The 23,273-nt window shown below is 67.7% G+C and carries 24 protein-coding genes and 1 tRNA gene; 10 read left to right on the top strand and 15 right to left on the bottom strand.

What is annotated here, in order from left to right; all coding sequences use genetic code 11:
- Positions 1-16: 16 nt before the first annotated feature.
- The 3 genes from IQ782_RS18945 to IQ782_RS18935 are packed head-to-tail and all read right to left on the bottom strand — an operon-like array spanning position 17 to position 3,254.
- Complete coding sequence (locus tag IQ782_RS18945) at positions 17-1,189, bottom strand: class I SAM-dependent methyltransferase (protein ID WP_194136298.1); 1,173 nt, start codon at positions 1,187-1,189, stop codon at positions 17-19.
- The gene (locus IQ782_RS18940) at positions 1,189-1,965 is read right to left on the bottom strand and encodes a DUF1365 domain-containing protein (protein WP_194136236.1); all 777 of its coding nucleotides are present in this window, start codon (positions 1,963-1,965) and stop codon (positions 1,189-1,191) included. Before IQ782_RS18940 ends, IQ782_RS18945 begins: the two co-directional genes overlap by 1 nt.
- Positions 1,962-3,254, bottom strand: a complete 1,293-nt coding sequence (locus IQ782_RS18935; protein ID WP_194136235.1) for an FAD-dependent oxidoreductase — start codon at positions 3,252-3,254, stop codon at positions 1,962-1,964. The genes IQ782_RS18940 and IQ782_RS18935 overlap by 4 nt, the downstream gene beginning before the upstream one ends.
- A gap of 294 nt (positions 3,255-3,548) precedes the next feature.
- Between IQ782_RS18935 and IQ782_RS18930 the strand changes: the two genes are divergently transcribed.
- Genes IQ782_RS18930 through IQ782_RS18920 form a run of 3 tightly spaced genes read left to right on the top strand, consistent with a single transcriptional unit; the run spans position 3,549 to position 5,514 of the window.
- Positions 3,549-4,142 carry a sigma-70 family RNA polymerase sigma factor gene (locus IQ782_RS18930; RefSeq protein ID WP_194136297.1) on the top strand — a complete coding sequence of 198 codons (594 nt, stop codon included), beginning with the start codon at positions 3,549-3,551 and terminating at the stop codon, positions 4,140-4,142.
- Positions 4,139-4,774, top strand: a complete 636-nt coding sequence (locus tag IQ782_RS18925) for a ChrR family anti-sigma-E factor (RefSeq protein ID WP_194136234.1) — start codon at positions 4,139-4,141, stop codon at positions 4,772-4,774. Before IQ782_RS18930 ends, IQ782_RS18925 begins: the two co-directional genes overlap by 4 nt.
- 2 nt (positions 4,775-4,776) lie before the next feature.
- Complete coding sequence (locus IQ782_RS18920; protein WP_194136233.1) at positions 4,777-5,514, top strand: SDR family NAD(P)-dependent oxidoreductase; 738 nt, start codon at positions 4,777-4,779, stop codon at positions 5,512-5,514.
- 65 nt (positions 5,515-5,579) lie between these two features.
- Here IQ782_RS18920 and IQ782_RS18915 read toward each other — a convergent pair whose 3' ends face one another.
- A complete protein-coding gene (locus IQ782_RS18915) occupies positions 5,580-5,990 on the bottom strand; it encodes a DUF2177 family protein (RefSeq protein ID WP_194136232.1) in 411 nt (136 codons plus the stop codon).
- A 141-nt stretch (positions 5,991-6,131) separates the two neighbouring features.
- Here IQ782_RS18915 and IQ782_RS18910 point away from each other — a divergent pair.
- The 3 genes from IQ782_RS18910 to IQ782_RS18900 all read left to right on the top strand — a co-directional run bounded on the left by IQ782_RS18910 (position 6,132) and on the right by IQ782_RS18900 (position 10,160).
- A tRNA-Gly gene (locus tag IQ782_RS18910) sits at positions 6,132-6,205 on the top strand.
- 132 nt (positions 6,206-6,337) lie between these two features.
- Positions 6,338-8,137, top strand: a complete 1,800-nt coding sequence (locus IQ782_RS18905; RefSeq protein WP_194136231.1) for an ABC transporter transmembrane domain-containing protein — start codon at positions 6,338-6,340, stop codon at positions 8,135-8,137.
- 136 nt (positions 8,138-8,273) lie between these two features.
- The gene (locus IQ782_RS18900; RefSeq protein ID WP_194136230.1) at positions 8,274-10,160 is read left to right on the top strand and encodes an acyl-CoA synthetase; all 1,887 of its coding nucleotides are present in this window, start codon (positions 8,274-8,276) and stop codon (positions 10,158-10,160) included.
- 4 nt (positions 10,161-10,164) lie between these two features.
- Here the strand turns inward: IQ782_RS18900 and IQ782_RS18895 are convergent, their stop codons facing one another.
- The 4 genes from IQ782_RS18895 to pcaD form a co-directional block, all read right to left on the bottom strand.
- Positions 10,165-10,458 (bottom strand): ArsR/SmtB family transcription factor, encoded by a 294-nt coding sequence (locus IQ782_RS18895; RefSeq protein WP_194136229.1) that lies wholly within the window; start codon positions 10,456-10,458, stop codon positions 10,165-10,167.
- A gap of 221 nt (positions 10,459-10,679) precedes the next feature.
- Positions 10,680-11,471: a lyase family protein gene (locus IQ782_RS18890; RefSeq protein WP_194136228.1), complete on the bottom strand. Its 792-nt coding sequence runs from the start codon at positions 11,469-11,471 to the stop codon at positions 10,680-10,682.
- 3 nt (positions 11,472-11,474) lie between these two features.
- A complete protein-coding gene (locus tag IQ782_RS18885; RefSeq protein WP_194136227.1) occupies positions 11,475-12,185 on the bottom strand; it encodes an alpha/beta fold hydrolase in 711 nt (236 codons plus the stop codon).
- Positions 12,185-12,973, bottom strand: coding sequence for a 3-oxoadipate enol-lactonase (pcaD, locus tag IQ782_RS18880; RefSeq protein WP_194136226.1), 789 nt, complete (start codon positions 12,971-12,973; stop codon positions 12,185-12,187). The genes IQ782_RS18885 and pcaD overlap by 1 nt, the downstream gene beginning before the upstream one ends.
- Before the next feature lie 186 nt (positions 12,974-13,159).
- On the opposite strand from pcaD, the gene truB reads away from it, so the two are divergent.
- Positions 13,160-14,065 (top strand): tRNA pseudouridine(55) synthase TruB, encoded by a 906-nt coding sequence (truB, locus tag IQ782_RS18875; RefSeq protein WP_194136225.1) that lies wholly within the window; start codon positions 13,160-13,162, stop codon positions 14,063-14,065.
- A gap of 3 nt (positions 14,066-14,068) precedes the next feature.
- Here the strand turns inward: truB and IQ782_RS18870 are convergent, their stop codons facing one another.
- Positions 14,069-14,896 carry an alpha/beta fold hydrolase gene (locus IQ782_RS18870; protein WP_194136224.1) on the bottom strand — a complete coding sequence of 276 codons (828 nt, stop codon included), beginning with the start codon at positions 14,894-14,896 and terminating at the stop codon, positions 14,069-14,071.
- Positions 14,896-15,594 carry a haloacid dehalogenase type II gene (locus IQ782_RS18865; RefSeq protein WP_194136223.1) on the bottom strand — a complete coding sequence of 233 codons (699 nt, stop codon included), beginning with the start codon at positions 15,592-15,594 and terminating at the stop codon, positions 14,896-14,898. The genes IQ782_RS18870 and IQ782_RS18865 overlap by 1 nt, the downstream gene beginning before the upstream one ends.
- 232 nt (positions 15,595-15,826) lie before the next feature.
- Between IQ782_RS18865 and IQ782_RS18860 the strand changes: the two genes are divergently transcribed.
- On the top strand, positions 15,827-16,255 hold the full coding sequence (locus IQ782_RS18860; protein WP_194136222.1) for an FKBP-type peptidyl-prolyl cis-trans isomerase: 429 nt from the start codon (positions 15,827-15,829) through the stop codon (positions 16,253-16,255).
- Between the two features lie 103 nt (positions 16,256-16,358).
- Here IQ782_RS18860 and IQ782_RS18855 read toward each other — a convergent pair whose 3' ends face one another.
- Positions 16,359-17,345, bottom strand: coding sequence for a quinone oxidoreductase family protein (locus IQ782_RS18855; protein WP_194136221.1), 987 nt, complete (start codon positions 17,343-17,345; stop codon positions 16,359-16,361).
- Between the two features lie 227 nt (positions 17,346-17,572).
- On the opposite strand from IQ782_RS18855, the gene IQ782_RS18850 reads away from it, so the two are divergent.
- Positions 17,573-18,439 (top strand): DUF2189 domain-containing protein, encoded by an 867-nt coding sequence (locus IQ782_RS18850; RefSeq protein ID WP_194136220.1) that lies wholly within the window; start codon positions 17,573-17,575, stop codon positions 18,437-18,439.
- A 43-nt stretch (positions 18,440-18,482) separates the two neighbouring features.
- Here IQ782_RS18850 and IQ782_RS18845 read toward each other — a convergent pair whose 3' ends face one another.
- A complete protein-coding gene (locus IQ782_RS18845) occupies positions 18,483-19,466 on the bottom strand; it encodes an NAD(P)H-quinone oxidoreductase (RefSeq protein WP_194136219.1) in 984 nt (327 codons plus the stop codon).
- A gap of 40 nt (positions 19,467-19,506) precedes the next feature.
- Positions 19,507-20,193, bottom strand: coding sequence for a COQ9 family protein (locus IQ782_RS18840; RefSeq protein ID WP_194136218.1), 687 nt, complete (start codon positions 20,191-20,193; stop codon positions 19,507-19,509).
- A 116-nt stretch (positions 20,194-20,309) separates the two neighbouring features.
- Between IQ782_RS18840 and rpsU the strand changes: the two genes are divergently transcribed.
- Positions 20,310-20,516, top strand: coding sequence for a 30S ribosomal protein S21 (gene rpsU / locus IQ782_RS18835; RefSeq protein WP_008885097.1), 207 nt, complete (start codon positions 20,310-20,312; stop codon positions 20,514-20,516).
- 208 nt (positions 20,517-20,724) lie between these two features.
- Here the strand turns inward: rpsU and IQ782_RS18830 are convergent, their stop codons facing one another.
- Together IQ782_RS18830 and IQ782_RS18825 are read right to left on the bottom strand one after the other, a co-directional pair.
- A complete protein-coding gene (locus IQ782_RS18830) occupies positions 20,725-22,215 on the bottom strand; it encodes a D-alanyl-D-alanine carboxypeptidase family protein (RefSeq protein WP_194136296.1) in 1,491 nt (496 codons plus the stop codon).
- Positions 22,216-22,551: 336 nt separating this feature from the next.
- Positions 22,552-23,250 (bottom strand): HAD family hydrolase, encoded by a 699-nt coding sequence (locus IQ782_RS18825; protein WP_194136217.1) that lies wholly within the window; start codon positions 23,248-23,250, stop codon positions 22,552-22,554.
- Positions 23,251-23,273 lie beyond the last annotated feature (23 nt).

Below are 23,273 nucleotides of genomic sequence, written 5' to 3'. Positions count from 1 at the left end.
TGGCGCTGCCACGGCTTCAGCCCTCTCCAGCGTGCCGAAGCTCGACCTGCACCACATCGGTGCGCCCGCTCGCGAAGGTCGCCGCGCAGGCGTCGAGATAGAACTGCCAGCTGCGCAGGAAGGTCTCGCCGTAGCCCAGTCCCTCGATGCGGCGGCGCTGGCGCAGCAGCCCCTCGCGCCAAATGCGGCAGGTGCGCGCATAGTCCTGCCCGAAGGCGAAGCTTTCGCGCAGCACCAGTCCGGCCTTGGCTGCCTCGCGTGCCAGCACCGCATTGCAGGGCAACATCCCGCCCGGAAAGGTATGCTGGCGGATAAAGTCGGTGCGCTTGCGGTAGAGCGAGAACTCGGCGTCCTGCACGGTGATCGCCTGCAACACGGCGCGGCCGCCTTCGGCCAGCCGGTCCTTGAGCGCGGCGAAATAGACCGGCCAGTAGCGTTCGCCCACCGCCTCGATCATCTCGATCGAGACGATGTTGGCGAATCGACCTTGCACGGAGCGGTAGTCCTGCAACCGGATATCCGCCCGCCCATCGAGCCGCGCGTCGGCATAGCCCTTCTGGCTGGGCGAGAGGGTGATGCCGGTGACACTGCGGCCCTGTTCCGCCGCGCGTTCGGCGAAGCCGCCCCAGCCGCAGCCGATCTCCAGCACCGAAGGAGCCTCGTTCAGCCGCGACAGGATGCGATCGTACTTGCGGTCCTGCGCGTGGGGCAGGGCGTCGTCACCCTCGCCCTCGGCAAAGAGCGCCGAGGAATAGGTCATCCCCGGATCGAGCCAGAGCTGGTAGAACTCGTTGCCCACGTCGTAATGCGCGCGGATGTTCTTCGACGAGCCCCGGAGGCTGTTGGCGCGGAGCACCCGATCGACCAGCCGGAACTTCAGCCGCGCGAGGGGGCCCGGGGTTACGTAATGTTCGACCGCATCGAGGTTTTCGAGCGCCAGCCGCAACAGCCGCTCGGGGCTTGAACTGTGCCAGAGTCCGGCCACGTAGGTCTCGCCGAGGGCCACTTCGCCGCGCGCCGCCAGCGCCGGAAGCAGGGCCCAGTCGAGCACATGCATGTCCGCCTCGGGTCCGTGGTCGCCGAAGCGGTGGCGCGTGCCCTCGGGGGTGATCAGCGTGAGCTGCCCGTGTTCGATGCGCTCCAGCGTCGACAGGAAGCGGCGTTTCATGAAAGCGGTGACGGGTAGGATCATCGGCTGACCTCTTGATCGGGCGGAGAGGGGAGCGGACGGTATCCGGCTCCCTTGAGTTTCAGACGGAGCGCATTCCAGTAGATGAGCACAATCACGCGCAGCGCGCCACCGGGGCGTTTGAGCGCGGCGCGCAGGAGCCGCAGCGGCGTGGCGCGGGAAAGGTCTCCGCGCATCGTCGCGACAAGCCCCTCCGAACCGTCGACCTGGCGAATCGCGATGGCGGCGCTGACGGGGCTGAGCGAGAAGCGGAAATGGTATGTGCCGCGCACATCCTGGAAGGGCGAGACGTGGAAAACCTTGGTGGCGGTCAACACGTCGCTCGGGGTGATCGGGGGAAAGCCGGGATGACAGCACAGGTAGCTGTGGCGTTGGCCGAAGGTGTTGTTGACCTCCGCGATCACCGCCAGCAGATCGTCTCCGCGCAGCGCCAGCCAGAACGAGACCGGGCTGAACCAGTAGCCCAGAAAGCGCGGCTGGGTCATCAGCGCGACGGTGACATCGGTCAGCCCGGCTCTCGCGAAAATCGACCGCGCCCAGGCCGCGCCGGTGCCCGAGCCCCGCGGCCCGCCGTGGTCCCGGTCATGCAGCGCGAAAATGTTGAAGCGGTTGTGCGAGAACAGGGCGCATGGCGTGACCCGTTCGGGGGCGAGCAGCAGGTAGTCCACGCCATAGGCAAACGCGTGCCGGATGCCGCCGCGCCGCGCATGGGTTACGCGGGCGGGCATATGCAGCATCTCGCCGCCGTCGAGCAGGGCCGCGAGGCTGGCGCTCATGCCGCCACCGCGGTGGGCAGCAACTGCCGGGCGACGCGCACGGCGCTGGCGAAGCCATCCTCGTGGAAACCGTTGCGCAGCCAGGCTCCGGCGTACCAGCTGCGGTTCTGCCCCTGGAGGGCCGCGATCTTGCCTTGGGCGTCGAGTGCGCTCAGATCGAAGACCGGGTGGCGGAACGTATTCCGGTCGTAGATCAGCTCGTCCGGGATATCGCGCTGAGGGTTGAGCGTGACGAACATCGGATCGCTGTCGGGAATGCCCTGCAAGCGGTTCATCCAGTAGGTCACGCCCACCGGCAGATCGGCGGCTGCACCGGGTTCGGTGCGGAAGACCCAGGAACTCCAGCAACGGCGGCGGTCTGGCATGAGCCTCGTGTCACGGTGCAGCACGGCGTGGTTGTCCTGGAACTTCACCGCCCCGAGGGCGCGGCGTTCGGCGGCGCTGGGCGCTGCGAGCAGCGACAGGGCGACGTCGGCGTGGCAGGCAAAGACGACCTGGTCATAGGTCTCGGGCGGTGCGCCGTCGGTCACCACCTGCACATGCCGCGCATCGCGCGTCACCTGCCTTACCGGCGTGCCGGGGCGCAGCGCGACCTGCCGCGTTTCAAGCGCAGACGAGAGCCGGCTCACGTAGCTCTGGCTGCCGCCAGAGACGGTCCACCACTGGTGCTGTCCGCCCGCGGTAAGCAGGGCGTGATTGCGCAGGAAACGCATCAGTGCCCGGGCCGGAAAATCGCCGATGCGCGTCGAGGGGGTGGACCAGATCGCGCCGCAGATCGGGTAGAGATAGCGCTCGCGGAAGGCGGGTCCGAGGCGCATGACATCGAGCAGGTCGGAGATCGAGGCATTTGGCCGCGCCTCGGCCACCGCCTCGGCCTGCTGGTTGAACCGCAGGATGTCGCGGATCATCGCGTAGAAGCCGGGCCGCGCGAGGTTGCTGCGTTGGCCGAAGAGCGCATTGCCGGAGCGTAGCGCGTATTCAAGTTTCCCGCCATCGAGCGAGACACCGAAGCTCATGTCGCTGCGCTGGACCGGCACGTCGAGGTCGCGGAACAGCGCGGTCAGATGCGGGTAGTTGGCATAGTTGAAGACGATGAAGCCGGTATCGACCGGCTGGTCGCCGTAGCGGCCGGCCACGACCGTACGGGCATGACCTCCAAGCTTCGGCGCGGCCTCGTAGAGGGTGACGCGGCAACGCTGCGACAGCAACCAGGCGGTGGCGAGACCCGAGATGCCGCCGCCGATCACCGCGACGCGCTGGGGTACTCCGAAAGACAGGTCTAGGGCCACGCAAACCTCCGCCGGGCAAAACTGAACATAGCATCGATACGCATCGACATTTCAAATGGATCACCAAGCGTTTGCGGCGAGCGAAAAATTCTTCAGGACTGCGGCGGGCGGGGCGTCTGCCGGCTTTGGCCGGGCGCGAAGAAACAGCGGCGTTCCGGCACTGTGCAGAAAATTCCTTCGGCGGGTGATCCTTTTCGTCTTGGCCGCCGTATCTTCTACATGTCTCTTGATGGTCGCCTCACCTCGCCCGAAGCGCGCGACGCCTTCCTGCCGGAAGCGCCGGGCTCCGTTTCGATGGTGATGCACCGCCGCAAGAGCAAGGAGACATGCGTGACGCCTGCCGAGAGAACCGAACAGACGCAATGGCTGCTGGCCGTGCGCGACGCCAGGGACCGCGAGGCCTTTGGGCGGCTGTTCGATTTCTTCGCGCCGCGGCTCAAGGCGATGCTCCTGCGCAGCGGGCTGCGCGATGGCAGTGCCGAGGACGTGGTGCAGGACGTGATGCTCTCGGTCTGGAACAAGGCTGCGCAGTTCGATCCGCACCGGGCCGAGGCCTCGGCCTGGATCTACCGCATTGCGCGCAACCGCCAGATCGACCTCTACCGGCGCAGGCCGCTGCCTGAGCCCGAACTGGTGCAGGAGCCAGAGAGCGCCGAGCCCGATGCCGCGCAGATCCTCGCCATGGCGCAGGAGGCGGCGCAGCTGCGTGCGGCGCTGCGGAACCTGAGCCCAGAGCAGACCGAGGCGCTGCGTCACGCCTATATGGACGAGCTGCCCCACAGCGAGATCAGCCGGATCACCGGCTTGCCGCTGGGGACGATAAAATCCCGTATCCGCCTTGGGCTAGACCGCCTGCGGCGCGACCTGAGCGACCTGAGATCCCGATGAGCAAGATCACCCATCATATCCCCGAGGAGATGCTACGCGCCTATGCCGCCGGCACCTTGCCGCAGCCTTTTGCGGTGGTGATTGCGGCGCATGTGTCGCTTTGCGATGCCTGCCGCGCCTCGGTGGAGACCGAGGCTGCGCTTGGTGGCGCGCTGCTGTCCGAGCTCGCGCCCGCCGGGCTGGACGAGGGCGCGCGCGATCGTCTCTTCGCCGCGCTCGACACCGCAGTTCCGCCGCCGCCGCCGCTGCGCGGCTCGGGCATCTTTCCCGCCCCGGTGATGGAGGCGCTGAAGGGGCAACCGCCGCGCTGGAAGATGCTGGGCGGCGGCATCCGCCAGCAGATCCTCAGCGCCGATGGCGAGGGCTCGCTGCGCCTGCTCTACATCCCGCGCGGCCGCGCCGTGCCCGAGCATAGCCATGGCGGGCTCGAACTGACGCTGGTGTTGCAGGGCAGCTTCTCGGACTGCGAGGGGCGCTTCGCCGCGGGGGATGTCGAGGTGGCCTCGGATGATCTCGACCACCAGCCGATCGCGGGGGACGAGGGTCCCTGCATCTGCCTTGCCGCCACCGACGCGCCACTGCGCTTCCGTGCGATGATCCCGCGGCTCTTGCAGCCCCTGTTCCGCATCTGACCATGACCCACGCTGGCAAGAGGATCTGGATCATCGGCGCGAGTTCGGGCATCGGCGCGGCGCTGGCGCGCGAGTTGGCGGGGCAGGGCGCGCGCCTGGTGCTCTCGGCGCGCGATGCAGAGGCACTGACCCAGCTGGCCGGGGACTGCGGCGGCGCAGAGGTGATCCCGCTCGATCTTGCCGAGCGCGCCACCCTGGATGCGGCCGTGTTGCGCATCGAAGCGGGCGGGCCGCTCGATGCGCTGATCTGTACCGCCGCGCTCTACGATCCCGCGCGCGTGGCGGAGCTCGATCCAGAGAAAACGGCGGCGCTGGTGCAGGTCAATGTGACCGGCACACTGCTGGTGGCACAGAGCGCGCCGCGGCTGTTGCGCGACGGCGGACAACTGGTTCTTTTCGGATCCGTGGCGGGCTATATCGGCCTGCCGAAGGGGCAGGCCTATTCCGCCACCAAGGCCGCGATCATCAACTTGGCCGAGACGCTGCGGGTGGAATACGCGCCGCGCATCGACGTTCGGCTGGTCTGTCCCGGCTTCGTGCGCACCCGGCTGACGGACAAGAACGACTTTTCCATGCCCGCGATCATAGAGCCGGAGGCGGCGGCGCGCGAGATCGCCAAGGGCATGTCGGGGCGCGGCTTCGAGATCCATTTCCCCAAACGCTTCACCTACGCGCTGAAGCTGCTGCGGCTGCTGCCCTACCCCCTCGCGCTGCGCCTTACCGCGCGGCTTGCGGGCTGAGCCCTCCGCCTCCGGACCTGTCGCGGGGGCGGGGGGCTCACGCCTGTTCAGGGTGGCGAGGCGGATCAGCCCGCCTTGGGGACAAGCGCCAGGGTCGCCGCAACACCAGCCCAGGCCGCCACGCCGGTCAGCGCCGCGCCCCAGAGACAATCGGTGATCACCTGTTCCCAGCTCCAGTCGGCAAGCGTTGCGAAATTGGTCATCTCGTAGGTGCCGTAGCACATGAGGCCCAGCAGCGCGCCCATCCAGAGCGCCTGCACCGCTGCACCTTCGCGCAGGGCGGGCAGCGAGACAAAGACCAGCACCCCCACGACGTAGGCCAGATAAAACCCCGCCGCCGGACCAAGCCGCAGCGGCTCGGCCAGAAGGTGCCCGACGTGCCGCTCGAAGACCGGGCGGATGAGGAACCGGAGCCCGAGCATGTCGAGCCCGAGGAAGATCGCCGCGGTGATGGCGTAGAGAAGGAGCGTCTGCATGGGGAGTCCTTTGGTGCCGTGCCTTCGGACTACGCAGCGGCGCGTGGCTTGGATCACCGGAAAAACGTGGCGGCATCCTGCAAAAGGCGCGCGGGAGCGGTTGACCGGACCCAAAGCTTGCAATATCTCTCCGCCCACTACGCGGGCGTTGTGTAGTGGTAAGACCTTAGCCTTCCAAGCTAATGACGCGGGTTCGATTCCCGCCGCCCGCTCCAACATCCCCCTTCATCGCTGAACCCTGCGCCCGCCGCCACGCCTTGGCATGCGGCACGCAGAGCCGTGACACGCCGCGCCTTGACGCAGGCCGCGCGGGCCCGCAATACCGTCCTGCAGACAAAGGAGCGGCCATGGCCCACGGAAACCCGGCTGCCATCGTGCAGGACGATCGCGAGAAATCTCGCAAACTCGGCTCGCTGGCCGCGCTCTGGCCCTTCATGCGGCCCTATCGCGGGCTGATGCTTGCGGCGATCCTCGCGCTGATCGCCACGGCCACTGTCTCTCTGACGCTGCCGCTGGCGGTGCGCCGGGTGGTCGATAATTTCGGCACGCAGGATGGCGCGCTGCTGGACCGCTATTTCATGGCGGCGCTTGGCATCGCGGCGCTGCTGGCGCTTGGCACCGCCGCGCGCTACGCGCTGGTAACCCGGCTGGGCGAACGGGTGGTGGCCGACATCCGCAAGGCTGTCTTCGATCGGGTGATCGGCCTGTCGCCTGCCTTCTACGAAAATGTCATGACCGGCGAGGTGTTGAGCCGGATCACCACCGACACCACGCTGATCCTCTCGGTGATCGGCTCGTCGGTCTCGATCGCACTGCGCAACCTGCTGCTATTCCTCGGCGGGCTCACCCTGATGCTCTTCACCTCGGCCAAGCTGACCGGGATGGTGCTGCTGATCGTGCCGGTGGTGATCGTGCCGATCCTCACGCTGGGCCGCCGGCTGCGCAAGCTCTCGCGCGAGAACCAGGACTGGATCGCCGTCTCGTCGGGCAATGCCGCCGAGGCGCTCTCGGCCGTGCAGACCGTGCAGAGCTACACCCACGAGACGATCAGCCGGGCGACCTTTGCCGAGGTCACCGAGAAAAGCTTCGATGCCGCCCGCCGCCGGGTGAAGACGCGGGCATTGATGACCGCGATCGTGATTTTCCTGGTGTTCACCGGCATCGTCGGCGTGCTCTGGGCCGGGGCGGTGGACGTGCGTGCGGGCGAGATGAGCGCTGGGGCGCTGGTGCAATTCGTCATCTATTCGGTGATGGTGGCCGGCGCCGTGGCGGCGCTCTCGGAGATCTTCGGCGAGCTGCAACGCGCGGCGGGCGCCACCGAGCGGCTGATAGAGCTCCTTAGGGCCGAGGACACGGTGACCGATCCCGCGCAGCCCCTGCCGGTGCCCTCTGCCGTGCGCGGCGAGATCACTTTTGACAAGGTGGACTTCACCTATCCTGCGCGCCCCGGCGTCAAGGCGCTCGACGGCATCGACCTGCACATTGCGCCGGGCGAGACCATCGCGCTTGTCGGCCCCTCGGGGGCGGGCAAGACCACCATCGTGCAACTGATCCAGCGCTTCTACGACCCCGATGCCGGGCGGGTGCTGCTCGATGGGCTGCCGCTGGACCGGATGAGCCGCAATGCCTTCCGTCAGAGCATCGCGCTGGTGCCGCAGGATCCGGTGATCTTTGCCGCCTCGGCGCGCGACAACATCCGCTTTGGCCGTCCGGGTGCTTCGGATGCCGAGGTCGAGGCCGCCGCACGCGCCGCCGCGGCGCATGATTTTCTGAGTGCGCTGCCGGAGGGCTATGACACCTATCTCGGCGAGCGCGGCGTCATGCTTTCGGGCGGGCAGAAGCAGCGTGTGGCCATTGCCCGCGCGATCCTGCGCGACGCGCCTGTGCTGCTGCTCGACGAGGCGACCTCGGCGCTCGATGCGGAAAGCGAGCGGGCGGTGCAGCAGGCGGTGGACACTCTGGCCGAAGGGCGCACAACGATCATCGTCGCGCACCGGCTCGCCACGGTGAAGAAGGCCGACCGCATCGTGGTCATGGATCACGGGCGGATCGTCGCGCAGGGCGGACATGACGCGCTGGTGGCCGAGGGTGGACTCTACGCCCGGCTGGCGCGGCTGCAGTTCACCGACGGGCTCGCGGCGGAATAGCCGCATCCGGGCTTTGCCTCGCCGAGAGCGCATGATAAGTCCGCAGCCCTTGCGGGAGGCCGAGTTGCATCCCACACTCTGAACAGGTGACGCGGCAAGGTTGCTGCGGTGCCTTGCGTGGAGGAGCGCAGCGTTAATGCAATTTGTGACGCAGGCGGATCGCGCGGCGATCGAGGCGGAGAAACCCTGGGCGGAGCGGCAGCTGCCGGAAACCCTTCACGCCTGCCTGGCGCAGACCGCGGCGAAATTTCCGGACCGCCCGGCGATGAGCTTCCAACTGCTGTCGGGGGTCACGTCGCCAGCCGAGACACTCAGCTGGTCGCAGTTGCTGAGCCGCACCAATCAGGCGGCGAACCTCTTCCGAAGCCTTGGTGTGGGCGAAGATGACGTGGTTGCCATGGTGCTTCCCAACTGCACCGAGGCGCTGGTCACCTTCCTGGGCGGGGCCATCGCCGGAACCATCGCACCGATCAACCCGCTGCTCGAACCCGAGCAGATTGCCGCGCTGTTGCGCGAGACGGGCGCGCGGGTGGTGGTCACGCTCAAGTCCTTCCCCAAGACCGACATCGCGCAGAAGCTGGCCGAGGCCTGCCGCCATGCACCGAAGGTGGTCACGGTGCTGGAGGTGGACCTGAACCGCTACCTCACGCCGCCGAAGCGCTGGCTGGTGCCGCTGCTGCGCCCGAAGCTGCCGCGCACTCACCACGCCGACATCAAGTGTTTCAACGCGGAGCTGGAGCGCCAGCCCACCCGCCTGACGTTCACGCCTTCGACCGTGGACCGGCCCGCGGCCTATTTCCACACCGGCGGCACCACCGGGATGCCCAAGGTCGCGCGGCATCGCGTGTCGGGGATGCTCTACAACGGCTGGCTGGGCTCGCGGCTGCTGTTCCGCGAGACCGACAACGTGATGTGCCCGCTGCCGCTGTTCCACGTCTTCGCCACCGAGGTGGTGATCATGTCGGCGATGGCCTCGGGGGCCCATGTGATCCTGCCGACCCCGGCTGGCTATCGCGGCGAGGGGGTGTTCGACAATTTCTGGAAGCTCTGCGAGCGCTGGAAGATCAGCTTCATCATCACCGTGCCCACCGCCGTCTCGGCGCTGATGCAGCGCAAGGTGGACGCCGATATCTCGACGGTACGCTATGCCTTCTCCGGCTCGGCCCCGATGCCCTCCGAGTTGTTCCGCCGCTTCGAGGAGGTGGCCGGCCTGTCGATCTGCGAGGGCTACGGGCTGACCGAGGCAACCTGCCTCGTGTCGGTGAACCCGCCGGACGGGGTGAAGAAGGTCGGATCGGTCGGATTTCCGCTGCCCTACACAGAGGTGAAGATCGTGCGGCAATCGCATGATGGCCCGCATGAATGCCCGGTCGACGAGATCGGAGAGATCTGCGTGTCGAACCCCGGCGTGATCCCCGGCGGCACCTATACCGACGTCGAGCGCAATCGCGATCTCTACTACCACCAGCGTTTCCTGCGGACCGGCGACCTTGGCCGTATCGACGCCGATGGATACCTGTGGATCACCGGCCGCGCCAAGGATGTGATCATCCGCGGCGGCCACAACATCGACCCGGCCGAAATAGAAGACGCGCTGATGACCCATCCGGCAGTGGCGGTTGCGGCGGCCATCGGCCAGCCCGACGCCCACGCGGGCGAGCTGCCCTGTGCCTATGTCGAACTGGTGGCCGGTGCCGAGATATCCGAACAGGACCTGCTGTCGCATGCGCAGGTGCATATCCACGAGCGCGCCGCCTGGCCCAAGTATCTCGAGATTCTGCCGGACCTTCCGAAAACCGGCATCGGCAAGGTGTTCAAGCCCGCGCTGCGCAAAATGGCCATCACGCGCACCTACGATGCTGCGCTTGAAGCCTGCGGGCTCGACACGCGCGTGGCCGAGGTGGTGGATGATCGCCGTCGCGGGCTCGTGGCGCGGCTGGCGCCCCGCGCCGAGGACGATGCCGCCGTCGCGCAATGCCTTGGTGCCTTCACCCGACCGTGGGAATGGTCCGAGGACGCGTGAGCGGTCAGCAGGCTTCGTCCTTGGCGCAGAAGATTTCGTAGAGCAGGCCGATCACCCGCGCCGTGTCCTCTGTGGCAAGGCTGTAGAAGATCGTCTTGCCGTCGCGGCGGGTGTTCACCAGACCTTCCTCGCGCAGACGCGCCAGCATCTGGCTAACCGCCGCCTGCCGCATTCCCAGCAGCCCTTCGAGTTCACCCACGGATTTTTCTCCCGAGCCGAGATGGCACAGGATCATGAGCCGCCCCTCATGGGCGAGCGTCTTGAGGAAGCCGGCGGCGTTGCGCGCATTTTCGGCCATTTCCTCGGGAGGGGGGGGGAGTGTCTGTTCCTTCACCAGTCGATGCCTCTGCAAAATCGTACTCGAAATATAGGGCACCTGCCGCGGAAAGCGAGGTCGCGGCGGCGCTGTCGCATGGCTGGGGACGATATCTTGCGTCTCGATGGCTGCGTGCAGGTAGCCCGAAGCGGGGGGAGGTGGCAAGTCTCTGGCAAACCTTTTCCCGCGGACCGCGCAGGAGTTCAGACTTTGGCAGAGCGCGCGAGCGCCGCGCCGGTCACCATGAGAAGCTGCGGCAGGGCGAGGCTCTCGACGTAAGGCCGGGCCAGGGAGGTCCCCGGCGTGGTTTCGAGCGCGCGCGCCAGCGCCTCGCCGTGGATGGCCAGCGCCGCCAGCGCCGCGTTCTCCGGCGTTCCGGCCAGGAGCGCCTGCAGCAACCGCGCGGCCCATCCGGCCAGCGCGGTCAACGCCTCGCGATCGCGCCCCCACCCGGCATCGCCGAGGTTCAGCGCCGCACCGAGCGCCGGGCGCAGGACCTCCGCGGCCTCGCCTTCAAAGCTCACGCAGAGCACCGCAGCGCGCAGCGCGGGGAGCTCTGCCTTCGATGCGGACAGGCCGTCGCCCGCGGGATGCTGGGCCATCGCGGTTTCGAACTGCGTGAGGACCTGCCTGAGCCGCAGTGCCAGCGCGCAGTCGCGAAGGTCTCCGGCCAGGGCACCCTGGCCGAGGTAACGTGCGTAGTCCGGTGCCTGCATCAATGTTTCGAAGGCGCGCAACAGCGGCGGAACCACGTTGCCAGCCTCGGCGGTCCCCTGCGCCAGCGCGCCGGGGTCGATCTGCAATTCAAGCGAGGCGCGGTGGATCGCCTTGGCGGCGGTCTCGGGAATCAGCCCGGCTTCGCCCTGCACCTTGGCCAGCGTGCCGGCAACGATCATGATCGCCCGGACTTCGGCGCTGTCGGAGAACAGCTTGGCGAGATCCCCGGCGGGGAAGAGGCGGTGCAGGTGGGCGCTGTCGAAGGGCGTGGCGGACATGGGTCAGCTCCGGGCGATACGGTCCAGCAGGGCGGCGAGGCCATCGGGGTCGGACAGGAAGGGTGAATGCGCGCTGCTCATGTCGTAGACCTCGTCGCTTGGCAAGACCGAGGCCATGGCACGTTGGTGATCGGGCGGCACCGCCATGTCCTGCGAGCACAGGATGTAGCTGCGCGGCAGCCGTTCGACGCATCCGCTGAGGGCGACACGTTCCTTCTGCGTCATGATCGGCTGCGGTGTCAGGTGGCGCGCGGCGCGGTCGATAAGCGCCGCGGGGCAGTCGTGGTAGAATTTTTCCCGGATCATCTCGGGATCGAAGTGGAAGGTCGCGCCGCCCTCATCACGCCTGATCGCGGCGTTCAGTGGCTGCTCGGGCCAGTCGCGGCTGAGGCTGGTGACGCTGTCGCCGTCCCCCGGAAGGAAAGCGCAAAGGTAGACCAGCCGCGCGAAGTGCTCCGGGTGCAGGTCGGCGGCCTGCGTCGCGGGGACGCCGGACATGGAGTGGGCGACGACGATGGCGGGCTCGGGCAGGGCGGCGAGGATCGCTTCGACATAGTCGTTCAGGGTGACCTCGGCGCGCGGCGTGGTATCCGCACCGTGGCCGGGAAGGTCGATGGCACGCGCCCGGTGCCCGCGCTCTTCCAGCGCCGGGATGACATCGCGCCAGCACCAGGCACCGTGCGATGCGCCGTGGATCAACAGGAAGTTTGCCATCAGATGTGCCCCTGGGACTTGAGGAAGTCGGTGAGGACCTGTGCGTATTCGGCAGGTCTCTCGATGAACGGAAGATGTCCCGCGCCACGGATCAGCGCGAATTGCGAGCCGGGCACCAGATCCGTGGTCTCGCGCACCAGGTCGGGCGGGGTCGAGCCATCCTCGGAGGCGGCGATGCCAAGCAGCGGCAGGCGCAGGCCCGAGGTCGGGGTCATGAAGTCAGTGCCCGCAACGGCGGCGGCGCAGCCCGCGTAGCCCTTCGTCGGCGTGCGGGTCAGCATGTTGCGCCAGGGCCTGAACTCTTCCGAGGCGCGGAACCTGCGGGTGAACCAGCGCTCCAGCACCGCATCCGCGATGGACTCGACGCCGCCGGTCTCGACCTCGGCGATCCGGGCTTCCCAGATCTGCCTCGTGCCGATCTTGGCGGCGGTGTTCGACAGCACCGCCGCGCGCACGAGGTCGTGGCGCTTGGCCGACAGGCCCTGCGCCACCATGCCGCCGATCGACAGGCCGACGAAGACCGCGTCGTGGAACCCCGTGTGCTCCATCAGCCGCTCGGCGTCGCGCACCAGCGCGCCCATGGAATAGGGCGGCTCCGGGCAGTCAGACAGACCATGCCCGCGCATGTCGTAGCGCAGGATCCGCAGCCCCTCGGGCAGGTGCGGCAGCAGCCCGTCCCAGACCCGCAGATCGGTGCCAAGCGCGTTGGCCAGCACCAGTGGCGCGCCCGCGTCTGGACCATCGATGCGGTAGTGAAGCCGGACGTCGCCGAGATCGGCCATGTGCATGGCAGGGTGCCTCCCTTGAACTTGCGGCGGACCCTAGCGGTCGGGGCAGCGAGAGGGAAGGCGGTCGGGGTCGCACCGTGCAAAGCCCGTCCGCGCGCGGCCCGGCACCGGTGCTGATTGACTCCCGCGCCCCCGGCCTGCTAGCAGGCGCGCCTTGAGAGAACGCGAGCGCACACGGGGGCACTTATGGCACGCAAGAAGGGTCGCGACATTTCCGGCTGGCTGATCGTCGACAAGCCCGCGGGTATCACCTCGACCTCCGTGGTCAACAAGGTCCGCTGGGCGCTGGCGGCGAAGAAGGCGGGCCACGCGGGCACGCTCGACCCCGAGGCGACCGGCGTTCTGGCCGTGGCGCTCGGCGAGGCGACGAAGACCGTGCCCTATATCACCGACGCGATGAAGGCCTACCGCTTCATCGTGCGTCTGGGGCAGGCGACCAACACCGACGATGCCGAGGGCGAGATCCTGCGCGAGAGCGCCGAGCGCCCCTCGGACGCGGAGATCAAGGAAGCGTTGCACCAGTTCGTCGGCGACATCCAGCAGGTGCCGCCGCAGTTCTCGGCGGTGAAGGTGGATGGCGAGCGTGCCTACAAGCGGGCGCGGGACGGCGAGGAGATGGAGCTTTCGGCCCGTCCGCTCTTCGTGGAATCGCTGATCATGCTCGAACGCATAGACGCCGACCATGTCGAGCTGGAGATGGTTTGCGGCAAGGGTGGCTACGTGCGCTCGATCGCCCGTGACCTCGGCGAGGCGCTCGGCTGCTTCGGTCACGTGCTGCGCCTGCGCCGGGTCTGGTCCGGGCCGTTCGAGGCCTCGGACGGGATCAGCATCGAGGAGATCGACGCGCTGGCCAAGTCCCCCGAGCTCGATGCCAAGCTGCTGCCGCTGGAAGTCGGCCTTGCCGATCTGCCCGAATTGCGCTGCACGCCCGAGGGCGCGGCGCGGCTGCGCAACGGCAACCCCGGCATGGTGATTCCCGGCGAGGCAGACTACGGCGACGAGGCCTGGGCGTCGTTCCAGGGCAAGCCGGTGGCCGTGGGCATCTTCAAGGCCGGTGAGCTGCACCCGAACCGAGTGTTCAACCTCGACTGAAGCCTAGCCGAGCATCTTCAGCCAGCGCCGCAGCGCGTCCAGCGACTCGGGCTCGTCGAGGAACGGGACGTGGCCGCGGCCGGGGATCTCGGCGGCGATCATGTCCGGGCGGCGGCGCTGCATCTCGGCAAAGGTCTCGGCGGTCAGCAGCGTCGAGCCGTCTCCGCGCAGGGCGCAGAGCGGCAATCCCTTGAAGGCATCGAAGAGCGGCCAGAGATCCGGCGCGGGCTGCGCGCCGGCCTCGAGCACGGCGTCGCGCAGGCGTGGGTCGTACTGGATCTGCAGCCCGTCGGGAGTCTCGCGATAGAACTTCGTCACCTCCTCCATCCAGCGCCCGGGCGGCACGCCCTCGAAGGCGGTCATGCCAAGTGCCATGGCCTCGGCGGCCTCGTCGTAGGTCTTCCACACCGGGTTGCGGCCGATGTAGTCCTTGATGACCGCGATCCCTTCGGTGCCGATCACGGGGCCGATGTCGTTCAGGGCGACGCCGAGCAACCGGTCCTTCACCGTGGCGGCCAGAACCATGGCGATCAGCCCGCCGCGCGAGGTGCCGAGCACCGCCACCTGTTTCAGCCCTAGGTGGTCCATCAGTTCCACCGCGTCCCGGCCCTCTATGGGGATGGTGTAGCTGGCGTGATCGGTCCAGTCGGACTGCCCGCGCCCGCGATAGTCCATGCGGATCAGCCGCACCTTCGCGGGGTCGAGATGGGCCGCGAGATAGTCGAAGTCCCGCCCGTCTCGGGTCAGCCCGGCGAGGCAGAGCAGCGGAATGCCGTGGCCCTCGTCGGTGTAGTGGATCGACAGGCCGTCGGAGGTGGTGAACTCGGGCATCAAAGAAGCTCCGGGATTGTGGTCAGGTCGCTCAGAACGTGCTGCGGGCGGCCGGGCAGACGGTCCATGGGCTCGCCGGCGCGGTTGACCCAGGCGGTGGTGAAGCCATAGGCCGCCGCGCTGCCCGCGTCCCAGCCGTTGGAAGAAACGAAGAGCACCGCGCCCGGTTCCGTGCCAAAGCGTTGGCCGACGAGATCGTAGACGACGCGGGCGGGCTTGAAGACGCCTACGTCCTCCACCGAGAGCACCGCGTCGAGATAGCTCTCGAGACCGGCGCTGGAGACCGCACCGTCCAGCATGTCGGGGCTGCCGTTCGACAGGATGGCGCAGTGCAGCCCCTGCGCCTTCAGCGTGGCGAGGAGCTTCGGCACCTCGGGGTAGGCGGAGAGTTCCCAGTAGAGGCCGAGCAGCGTCTCGCGCAGATCGGTGTCCCGCAGGCCGTGCCTCTCCATCGCCCAGTCGAGCCCGTCCTGCGTCACCTGCCAGAAGCTGCAATGATCGCCGGTCACCGCGCGCAGCCAGCTGTATTCGAGCTGCTTGCGCCGCCAGTCGGCCGAGAGCGCGGGCCAGACCTGCGCCAGCCGGTCCTGCCCTGGCGCCTCGGCGGCGCGGCGAGCGGCGGCGGAAACGTCGAAGAGCGTCCCATAGGCGTCGAAGACGCAGGTGGTGATGCCGGTGGGTGCCGTCGTCGGCGTCATCGTGGTGCCTTTCTCCTCGCGATCCGGCGCAGGGTGGCACGGGCAGGGGCCGGTCGGAAAGCTGAATTTGCCGAGGCTTGGAGCGATGCCGAGGTGCCGCTGATACGGCGTCGGACATCCTCTTTGCAATCTCGGTCCACGATGCTTAGGTTGGGGAGGAGAGCAAACGAGCACCCGCCGCGACAGGTGGCCTCGTCCCATCCACGACTTCCCCCAAAGAACGGAGATTCCCATGACGCAGGTCAAGACCGGCGATACCGTGCGTATTCACTACACCGGCACGCTGAATGACGGCACCACCTTCGATTCCAGCGCAGGCCGCGACCCGCTGGAATTCCAGGTCGGCTCGGGCCAGATCATCCCCGGCCTCGACAAGGCGATCCCCGGCATGACCGTCGGCGACAAGAAGACCGTCGAAGTGCCCGCCGATGAAGCCTACGGACCTGTCCACCCCGAGGCGCGCCAGGCCGTGCCGCGCGCCGAGATCCCCGACAACATCCCGCTCGACCTGGGCACGCCGCTGCAAATGCAGACGCCGACTGGCCAGGTGGTGCAGGTGACCGTGGTCGAGGTGACCGACACCGAAGTGACGCTCGACGCCAACCACCCGCTTGCGGGCAAGGACCTGACCTTTGCCATCGAGCTGGTCGAGATCGCCTGATCAACTGGCGGGTTTCCGGGGCTGCGGCCCTGTTTGAGACGGGAACGGCGCGGGGATAGCCCCGCGCCGTTTTCCTTTTCCCGGGCCGGTCCGGCGGCCGCCCTTACTCCAGGGTCAGGATGGTCTGGCCGGTGGTCTTGCGCGCCTCGAGCGCGCGGTGGGCGTCGGCGACCTCGGCCAGCGGGAAGCGCTGGTCGATGCGGATCTTGACCGCGCCCGAGGAGACCTTGCCGAAGAGCATCGCCGCCATTTCCTGGCAGGCGGCCGGGTCGGCGATATGGGCGAAGAGCGTCGGGCGGGTGACCTTCAGCGAGCCCTTCTGCGCGAGGATGCCGAGGTTGAAGGCATCCACCGGGCCCGAGGCATTGCCGAAGGAGATCATCATCCCGAGCGGCTTTAGGCAGTCGAGCGAGCCGATGAAGGTGGACTTGCCGAGGGAATCCATCACCACGTCGACGCCCTTGCCATCCGTCAGCTCGCGGGTGCGCTTGGTGAAATCCTCGGTGTTGTAGTTGATGCAGGCGTCCGCGCCATGGTCGAGCGCCAGCTGGCACTTCTCGTCAGAGCCGGCGGTGCCGATCAGGCGGATGCCCTCGGACTTGGCCCATTGGCAGGCGATCAGCCCGACGCCCCCCGCCGCGGCGTGGAACAGCACCGTGTCGCCCTTCTTCAGCGGGGTGGTGCGGTGGAAGAGGTACTGCACGGTCAGCCCCTTCAGCATCATCGCCGCGCCCTCCTCGAAGGAGATGTCCTCGGGCAGCTTGCAGACCTGCGCGGCGGGCATCACCCGCGCTTCGGTGTAGGCTCCGGGCGGGGTGGCGGCATAGGCGGCGCGGTCGCCGGGCGCGAGGTGGGTAACGCCTTCGCCGACCGCCTCGATCACGCCGGCGGCCTCCATGCCAAGGGCATGCGGCAGCTGCAGCGGGTAGAGGCCCGAGCGCTGGTAGCAGTCGATGAAGTTGAGGCCGCAGGCCTTGTGGCGGATGCGAATCTCGCCGGGGCCGGGCTCGCCCACCGGCCAGTCGACCAGCTTGAGCGCCTCGGGGCCTCCGTTTTCCTCGATGATGACGGTGCGGGCTGTCTCGGCCATCGGCGTGTCCTCCTGACTGGTGTTTGCGCCAGACCCTGCGACGGAGCGCAGGCGGGGGCAAGGGGGATATGCGGCGCTGCCGGCCGCGCATCGCGCCGAGGTGATGCACCGCGAGGGTGTTTCGTGCTAGGGTGGGGACATACGCGTGGCCGGCCCGTCTGGTCTTCGGCGCGTGCCAGGACCAGACCCGCGATTGGCGCTGCGCGCGACGCCAAGGGAGGAGGCTCATGGCACAGACACCTCATACGATCGGAAACCCGCTGAGCTGGGCTGCGCAGCAGCTCTCGTCCGCGGGATCACACGTCTCGGCCGCAACGCGCGAGCTGGGGACGGATCATGCCCACACGCCGCGGCGGGTGCGGACGATGGCCATGTCGGACATCTCGGACTCGCTGCGCGCTGGCTGGGAGGACTTCAAGGCCTGCCGCAGCGACGTGCTGTTCATCGTGCTTATCTATCCTGTCATGGGTCTTCTGCTGATGGGCATGGCGTTTCATCAGGCGCTGCTGCCGCTGCTCTTCCCCATGGCGGCGGGCTTTGCGATCATCGGGCCGATGGCGGCGGTCGGGCTCTACGAAATGAGCCGCAAGCGCGAGATGGGGCTCGAAGCCACTTGGCGCGACGCCTTCTCGGTGCTGAGCTCGCCGGCCTTCGGGGCAATGCTGGTGATGGGGCTCTACCTCATCGCGCTGTTCTGCGCCTGGATGCTGACGGCGCATTTCATCCACATGGTGACCATGGGGCCGGCGCCGCATCAAAGCATGGCGGCTTTCCTGTCGGACGTGTTCAACACCACCGGCGGCTGGTGGATGATCGTGCTCGGCTGTGGCGTGGGCTTCCTGTTCGCATTGGCTGCGCTGGCGGTCTCGGGGGTCTCGTTCCAGCTGCTGCTGCACCGGCACGTCGGAGCGCCGGTTGCGGTGATGACCTCGATCCACGTGCTCCAGAAGAACCCGCGCGTGGTGCTCTGCTGGGGGGCGGTGATCGCCGTTCTGCTGGTGCTTGGCTCATTGCCGCTGCTGCTGGGGCTGATGGTGGTGCTGCCGCTGCTCGGCCACGCGAGCTGGCATTTCTACCGCCGCGCCGTGGCGTGACGGCACGGCGCGGCAGCGAGAGTTGCCGCGCCGGAAGGGCCGGTCAGGCGACCTTGAGGACGATCTTGCCGATGTGCGTCGAGCCTTCCATGCGCGCATGCGCCTCCGAGGCCTGATCCAGCGGGAAATCGGAATCCATCACCGGGGCGACCCGGCCCGCTTCGAGCAGCGGCCAGACCTGGGTTCGCAGCGCTTCGGCGATGCGCGCCTTGGCCAGATCGCTCTGCGGGCGCAGGGTCGAGCCGGTGATCGTCAGCCGCCGCGCCATGACCTGCGCGAAGTTCAGCTCGGCCTTGGGGCCCTGCAGGAAGGCGATCTGCACCAGCCGTCCCTCGTCGGCCAGCGCCTTGACGCTGCGCGCGATATAGTCGCCGCCAACCATGTCGAGGATCAGGTTCGCGCCGCCGAGCCCGCGCATCACCTCGACGAAATCCTCTTCGCGGTAATTGATCGCGCGCTCGGCCCCGAGGTCCACGCAGGCGGCGCATTTGTCGGCCGAGCCAGCGGTGGCGAAGACCCGCGCGCCGAAGGCGGCAGCGAGTTGGATCGCCGTGGTGCCGATGCCCGAGGAGCCGCCGTGCACGAGGAAGCGCTCCCCGGCCTGAAGCCCGCCGCGCTGGAAAACGTTGCTCCACACGGTAAAGAAGGTCTCGGGCAGGCAGGCGGCCTCGCGCAGCCCCATGCCCGCGGGCACGGGCAGGCAATGGGCGGCGGGGGTTGCGACATAGTCGGCATAGCCGCCGCCGGGCAGCAACGCGCAGACCTCATCGCCGACGGCGGGCCATTGGACGCCGGGGCCGGTGGCGACCACCTCCCCCGAGCATTCGAGTCCGGGCAGGTCCGAGGCACCGGGCGGCGGGGCGTAGCTTCCGGCGCGCTGCAACGCGTCGGGGCGGTTCACGCCCGCATACGCGACACGGATCACCACCTGCCCGTGGCCGGGCTCGGGAACGGGGCGCTCGGTCAGGCGCAGCACCTCGGGGCCGCCGGGCTGCGAGATCTCGACGGCGCGCATGGTTTTGGTCATTGGTCGTCCTGTCTTGCTGTCTTGCGGAAGGGCAGGGGGCTCAGCGCGGCGCGGTCCAGCCGCCCGGCAGGCCATGGCGCGGACTCTTCGGTGCGCGCAGGCGGCCGAGGAGCTTTTCCGGCCCGGCAGCGAGTACCTTGCCCAGAACAGGCGTGCCGCGCACCTTCGCCTTGGTCTTCTCGAAGCGCATCACGTCCTCGATCCGGCGGTCGAGAAATTCCCATGTGGCATGGGTGTCCGGCGATTCGTCACCCAGCCAGTAAAGCACGGTCGACGAATAGACGGCGCTCAGCGTTGCCCGCTTGGTGTACCAGTTGAAGTCCCGCGTGGCGTCGCCAAGCTCGGTCCAGATGCGGTCGGCGGTCCCCCAGATCAGTTTGGCACCGTCGGGTGCATAGATCGGCAGCGCGAAGAGCGTGGTGCCGCGGCGCACGGCTTCGCGATCATCGACTGCTTCTATCCGGGTGCGGACTGCCAGCGCGACACGGTCGCGGAAGCGCAGTTCGGACTGGTCAATTTCCTTGAGGCGCGCGGACATAGCGTCGTCGCCGCGCCGGTGGTAAGCGATCGCCAGGTCCACCGCGCCGCGCGGGTACAGCCCGCGGGCCACGACGGGATCGATCCCAGCATCGCTTGCCGCCGCGCGGAAAGTCGTCTCGGACCAACCGTCGAAGGCGACATGGGGAAGCGCCGCATCCAGCAAGCGCCCGGCAATTTCTTCACTCATGGGGCCTCTCCTTCGACTCAATGGGTAGGAGTCTAGACAAGATTGGCAACCCTTGCTATAGACCGGCTTCCTGCAATTTCCTTGCAACTCAAAACTAGAAAGGTGGTGAAAACCACATGCAGGTTAGTGTTCGCGACAACAACGTCGATCAGGCGCTCCGCGCTCTGAAGAAGAAGCTGCAACGCGAAGGCGTGTTCCGTGAAATGAAGCTTCGGCAGCATTTCGAGAAACCGTCCGAGAAGAAGGCTCGCGAGAAAGCCGAGGCCGTCCGCCGCGCCCGCAAGCTGGCGCGCAAGAAGGCACAGCGCGAAGGTCTCCTCTGAGTTTAGGCTCGTAAGACCGTTCTCGTGAGGTCAGGCAGCTGACCTTCCGACACGAAGAAGTTGACGACCCCCGGGGCTCTGCCTTTCGGGGGTTTGTCGTTTCTGGGGGTAAGGGTTCTGCCGGCAGAACGCGGCCCGCGCCACGGCGACAAAGAAAAACCCCCGGACGCGGGGTCCGGGGGTCTTGCACACCGAGAAGGGGCGGGGGTCAGCCCGGCCCGATCATGAAGCAGGTGACCTGGCGCGCCTGGAGGCGGCGGCAGGCAAGATCGGCGGTCTCGCGCGTCAGCCCCATGAAGTTCGCGTCGAAGCCGCCAGAGCGGTCCACCACCTTGCGCAGCGAGCCGTCCAGCGTGGATGTCTCCATCAGGGCCGTCTGCAGCAGCACTTTTTCCGCGGCATAGCGGCTGGGGTAGCGGCCGACGTTGATGCCCCAGTGACGCCCGCCCGAGGTAGAGACGCGGGTGACCACTTCCTGCGTCGCGGGTTCGGCGGAGGCGACGGCAACTGCCGCGGGCTCGGGCTCGGCGATGACGGGGGCCGTGGTCGGGGCGGGGGCGCTGGCAAGGGCCATCGCCTGCGGCCGACGTACGGGCTTGATCGAGGAATCGGGCGCGATGCCGGTGTCGCCTTCGGCCACCACCATTTCCTCGGCAACCTGCGCGACGGCGACGGCATCGGCGACCTTGCTGACATCGATGGGGGTTGGCGTCTCGGAGACCGCAGGGGCGACGGCGGCGACCTGCACGGTTTCCAGAAGGCTGTTGATGTCGTCCTCTACGCCGGCCACCAGCGGCGCCACGTCCGCGCTGCTCACGCCGGGACGGATCTGCGGTCGCAGACTCTTGTTGACGGCTGCCGCGGCCACGCGGATCGACTTGCCGCGCAGGCCGGAATCCTCTGTGTCGGCCCCCGCGACAAGCATCTCGCTGCCGCCTCCGACGCGGCCCATGTAGGGCGGCTTCGCCGGACGGCGCAGCGCCACATTGGTCGCTGCGCGTTTGAAGCCGAGATCGAGCAGCTCGGCGCTCTTGGCGTTGCGCGCGGCGGTCGAGGTGCCGCCGAAGACGACGGAGATGATCCGCTCGCGACCGCGTTCCGCCGAGGCGACGAGGTTGAAGCCCGCGGCGCGGGTGTAGCCGGTCTTGATCCCGTCGGCGCCCTTGTAGGCGGCGAGGAAGCGGCGGTTGGTATTGGCCACCTGACGCATCCCCGCATCGGTGGTGACGCGCGAGAAGATGTTATAGTAGCCAGGGTAATCATAGAGGATGTGACGGCCCATGATCGCCATGTCGTGGGCGGTCGAGAGGTGGCCGTCGGAGGTCAGACCGTTGGCGTTCTTGAAGGTGGTGCGGGTCATTCCCAGCGCCTTGGCCGTGCGGTTCATGCGGCGGGCGAAGGCCGCTTCCGACCCTTCGATGGCCTCGCCGATGGCAGTGGCCGCGTCATTGGCGGACTTCACTGCGGCGGCGCGCACGAGATAGCGCAGCGCGATCTTCTGGCCGGAGCGCAGACCCAGTTTCGAGGGCGGCTCTGCGGCGGCGTTCTTCGAGATCGTGACCACGGTGTCCATGCTGATCTCGCCATGCTCGACCGCCTCGAAGGCGATGTAGAGCGTCATCATCTTGGTCAGCGAGGCCGGATGGAGACGGGTCTCTGCGTTTTCGGAGAAGAGCACTTCGCCTGATCGAGCATCCATCACGATCGCGGCGTAGGGCGCAGCCCATGCTCCGAGCGGCGCCACGAGGGCGAGCCAGATGAATGTAAAAATATACAGGCCTGCTCGGCCCGGTCGCTGCCTGCGCCGTCCCGTCACGGTTTTCGCCTTCTCTGCCTCTCGCCTCCGGTTTTCCGGTGGCCAACTGTTCTAGTTTGCGGAAACGGTAACACGCGACACTCAAAAAATAAAGTCTGCAATGCCTTGATTTTCTGTTGTTTTCTGGATCGTGATTTCCCACATTTGGTGGCGAACCACCGGAGTCACCACTATAAGCGGGAATGCGGCGCGAATACGGCGCGGTGCCGCGACCTTGGGTCAGCCGATTGACTCCACAAGCTCTGCGAGCGCGCCAAGGTGGGGAATCTCGCGGAAGCGGGGGTGATCCAGCCTTTCGTCGTGCTCGAAACTCCAGGCCAGATCCTGCGGCACAAAGACTCCCCATCCGCCCGCGCGGATGGCCGGGTTGACGTCGGACTTCAGGGAATTGCCCACCATCATCGCGCCCTCGGTCCCGCCGGGCGAGGCGCCGAAGATCCGGGCGTAGGTCTCGGGGCGCTTGTCCGAGACGATCTCGACGGCGTCGAAGAGCTCGCCCAGGCCGGAGGCAGCCAGCTTCCGCTCCTGATGCAGAAGGTCGCCCTTGGTGATCAGCACCAGGTGGTGCGCGCTGGCCAAGGTTTCGACCGCCTCCTGCGCGTGTGGCAGCAACTCCACCGGATGGGCGAGCATCTCCTGCCCGGCAGCGAGGATCTCGCCGATGACCGAGCCCGGCACGCGACCCTCGGTCACCTCGACGGCGGTTTCGACCATGGAAAGCACGAAGCCCTTCACGCCGAAACCGTAGTGACCGATGTTGCGCGTCTCGGCGGCGAGCAGCCGTGCCTCGAGATGCGCGCGCTCGGCGTGATCGGCGAGCAATTCCGCGAATCGCTCCTGCGTGAGCGTGAAGAACCGCTCGTTGTGCCAGAGCGTATCATCGGCATCGAAGCCGATTGTTTGCAGTTTCCGAGCCATATTCACGTCTCTCCCGGCCACGG

It is taken from the genome of Salipiger mangrovisoli (assembly GCF_015223355.1).
Taxonomy (GTDB): Bacteria; Pseudomonadota; Alphaproteobacteria; order Rhodobacterales; family Rhodobacteraceae; genus Salipiger; species Salipiger mangrovisoli.
The sequence above is the reverse complement of the archived record's forward strand: the minus strand, read 5'-3'. Positions and strand labels throughout refer to the sequence as shown.

What these genes read in the sequence shown, in the direction of transcription:
- IQ782_RS18895 (WP_194136229.1), bottom strand. Translation starts at nt 10,458, where the DNA reads ATGGCCGAAAATGCGCGCAACGCCGCCGGCTTCCTCAAGACGCTCGCC.
- IQ782_RS18930 (WP_194136297.1), top strand. Translation starts at nt 3,549, where the DNA reads ATGGTGATGCACCGCCGCAAGAGCAAGGAGACATGCGTGACGCCTGCC.
- IQ782_RS18855 (WP_194136221.1), bottom strand. Translation starts at nt 17,345, where the DNA reads ATGGCCGAGACAGCCCGCACCGTCATCATCGAGGAAAACGGAGGCCCC.
- IQ782_RS18825 (WP_194136217.1), bottom strand. Translation starts at nt 23,250, where the DNA reads ATGGCTCGGAAACTGCAAACAATCGGCTTCGATGCCGATGATACGCTC.
- IQ782_RS18850 (WP_194136220.1), top strand. Translation starts at nt 17,573, where the DNA reads ATGGCACAGACACCTCATACGATCGGAAACCCGCTGAGCTGGGCTGCG.
- IQ782_RS18870 (WP_194136224.1), bottom strand. Translation starts at nt 14,896, where the DNA reads ATGCCCGAGTTCACCACCTCCGACGGCCTGTCGATCCACTACACCGAC.
- IQ782_RS18900 (WP_194136230.1), top strand. Translation starts at nt 8,274, where the DNA reads ATGCAATTTGTGACGCAGGCGGATCGCGCGGCGATCGAGGCGGAGAAA.
- IQ782_RS18845 (WP_194136219.1), bottom strand. Translation starts at nt 19,466, where the DNA reads ATGACCAAAACCATGCGCGCCGTCGAGATCTCGCAGCCCGGCGGCCCC.
- rpsU (WP_008885097.1), top strand. Translation starts at nt 20,310, where the DNA reads ATGCAGGTTAGTGTTCGCGACAACAACGTCGATCAGGCGCTCCGCGCT.
- IQ782_RS18830 (WP_194136296.1), bottom strand. Translation starts at nt 22,215, where the DNA reads ATGGATGCTCGATCAGGCGAAGTGCTCTTCTCCGAAAACGCAGAGACC.
- pcaD (WP_194136226.1), bottom strand. Translation starts at nt 12,973, where the DNA reads ATGCACATGGCCGATCTCGGCGACGTCCGGCTTCACTACCGCATCGAT.
- IQ782_RS18890 (WP_194136228.1), bottom strand. Translation starts at nt 11,471, where the DNA reads ATGTCCGCCACGCCCTTCGACAGCGCCCACCTGCACCGCCTCTTCCCC.
- IQ782_RS18860 (WP_194136222.1), top strand. Translation starts at nt 15,827, where the DNA reads ATGACGCAGGTCAAGACCGGCGATACCGTGCGTATTCACTACACCGGC.
- IQ782_RS18920 (WP_194136233.1), top strand. Translation starts at nt 4,777, where the DNA reads ATGACCCACGCTGGCAAGAGGATCTGGATCATCGGCGCGAGTTCGGGC.
- IQ782_RS18925 (WP_194136234.1), top strand. Translation starts at nt 4,139, where the DNA reads ATGAGCAAGATCACCCATCATATCCCCGAGGAGATGCTACGCGCCTAT.
- IQ782_RS18885 (WP_194136227.1), bottom strand. Translation starts at nt 12,185, where the DNA reads ATGGCAAACTTCCTGTTGATCCACGGCGCATCGCACGGTGCCTGGTGC.
- IQ782_RS18940 (WP_194136236.1), bottom strand. Translation starts at nt 1,965, where the DNA reads ATGAGCGCCAGCCTCGCGGCCCTGCTCGACGGCGGCGAGATGCTGCAT.
- IQ782_RS18840 (WP_194136218.1), bottom strand. Translation starts at nt 20,193, where the DNA reads ATGAGTGAAGAAATTGCCGGGCGCTTGCTGGATGCGGCGCTTCCCCAT.
- IQ782_RS18865 (WP_194136223.1), bottom strand. Translation starts at nt 15,594, where the DNA reads ATGACGCCGACGACGGCACCCACCGGCATCACCACCTGCGTCTTCGAC.
- IQ782_RS18915 (WP_194136232.1), bottom strand. Translation starts at nt 5,990, where the DNA reads ATGCAGACGCTCCTTCTCTACGCCATCACCGCGGCGATCTTCCTCGGG.
- IQ782_RS18905 (WP_194136231.1), top strand. Translation starts at nt 6,338, where the DNA reads ATGGCCCACGGAAACCCGGCTGCCATCGTGCAGGACGATCGCGAGAAA.
- truB (WP_194136225.1), top strand. Translation starts at nt 13,160, where the DNA reads ATGGCACGCAAGAAGGGTCGCGACATTTCCGGCTGGCTGATCGTCGAC.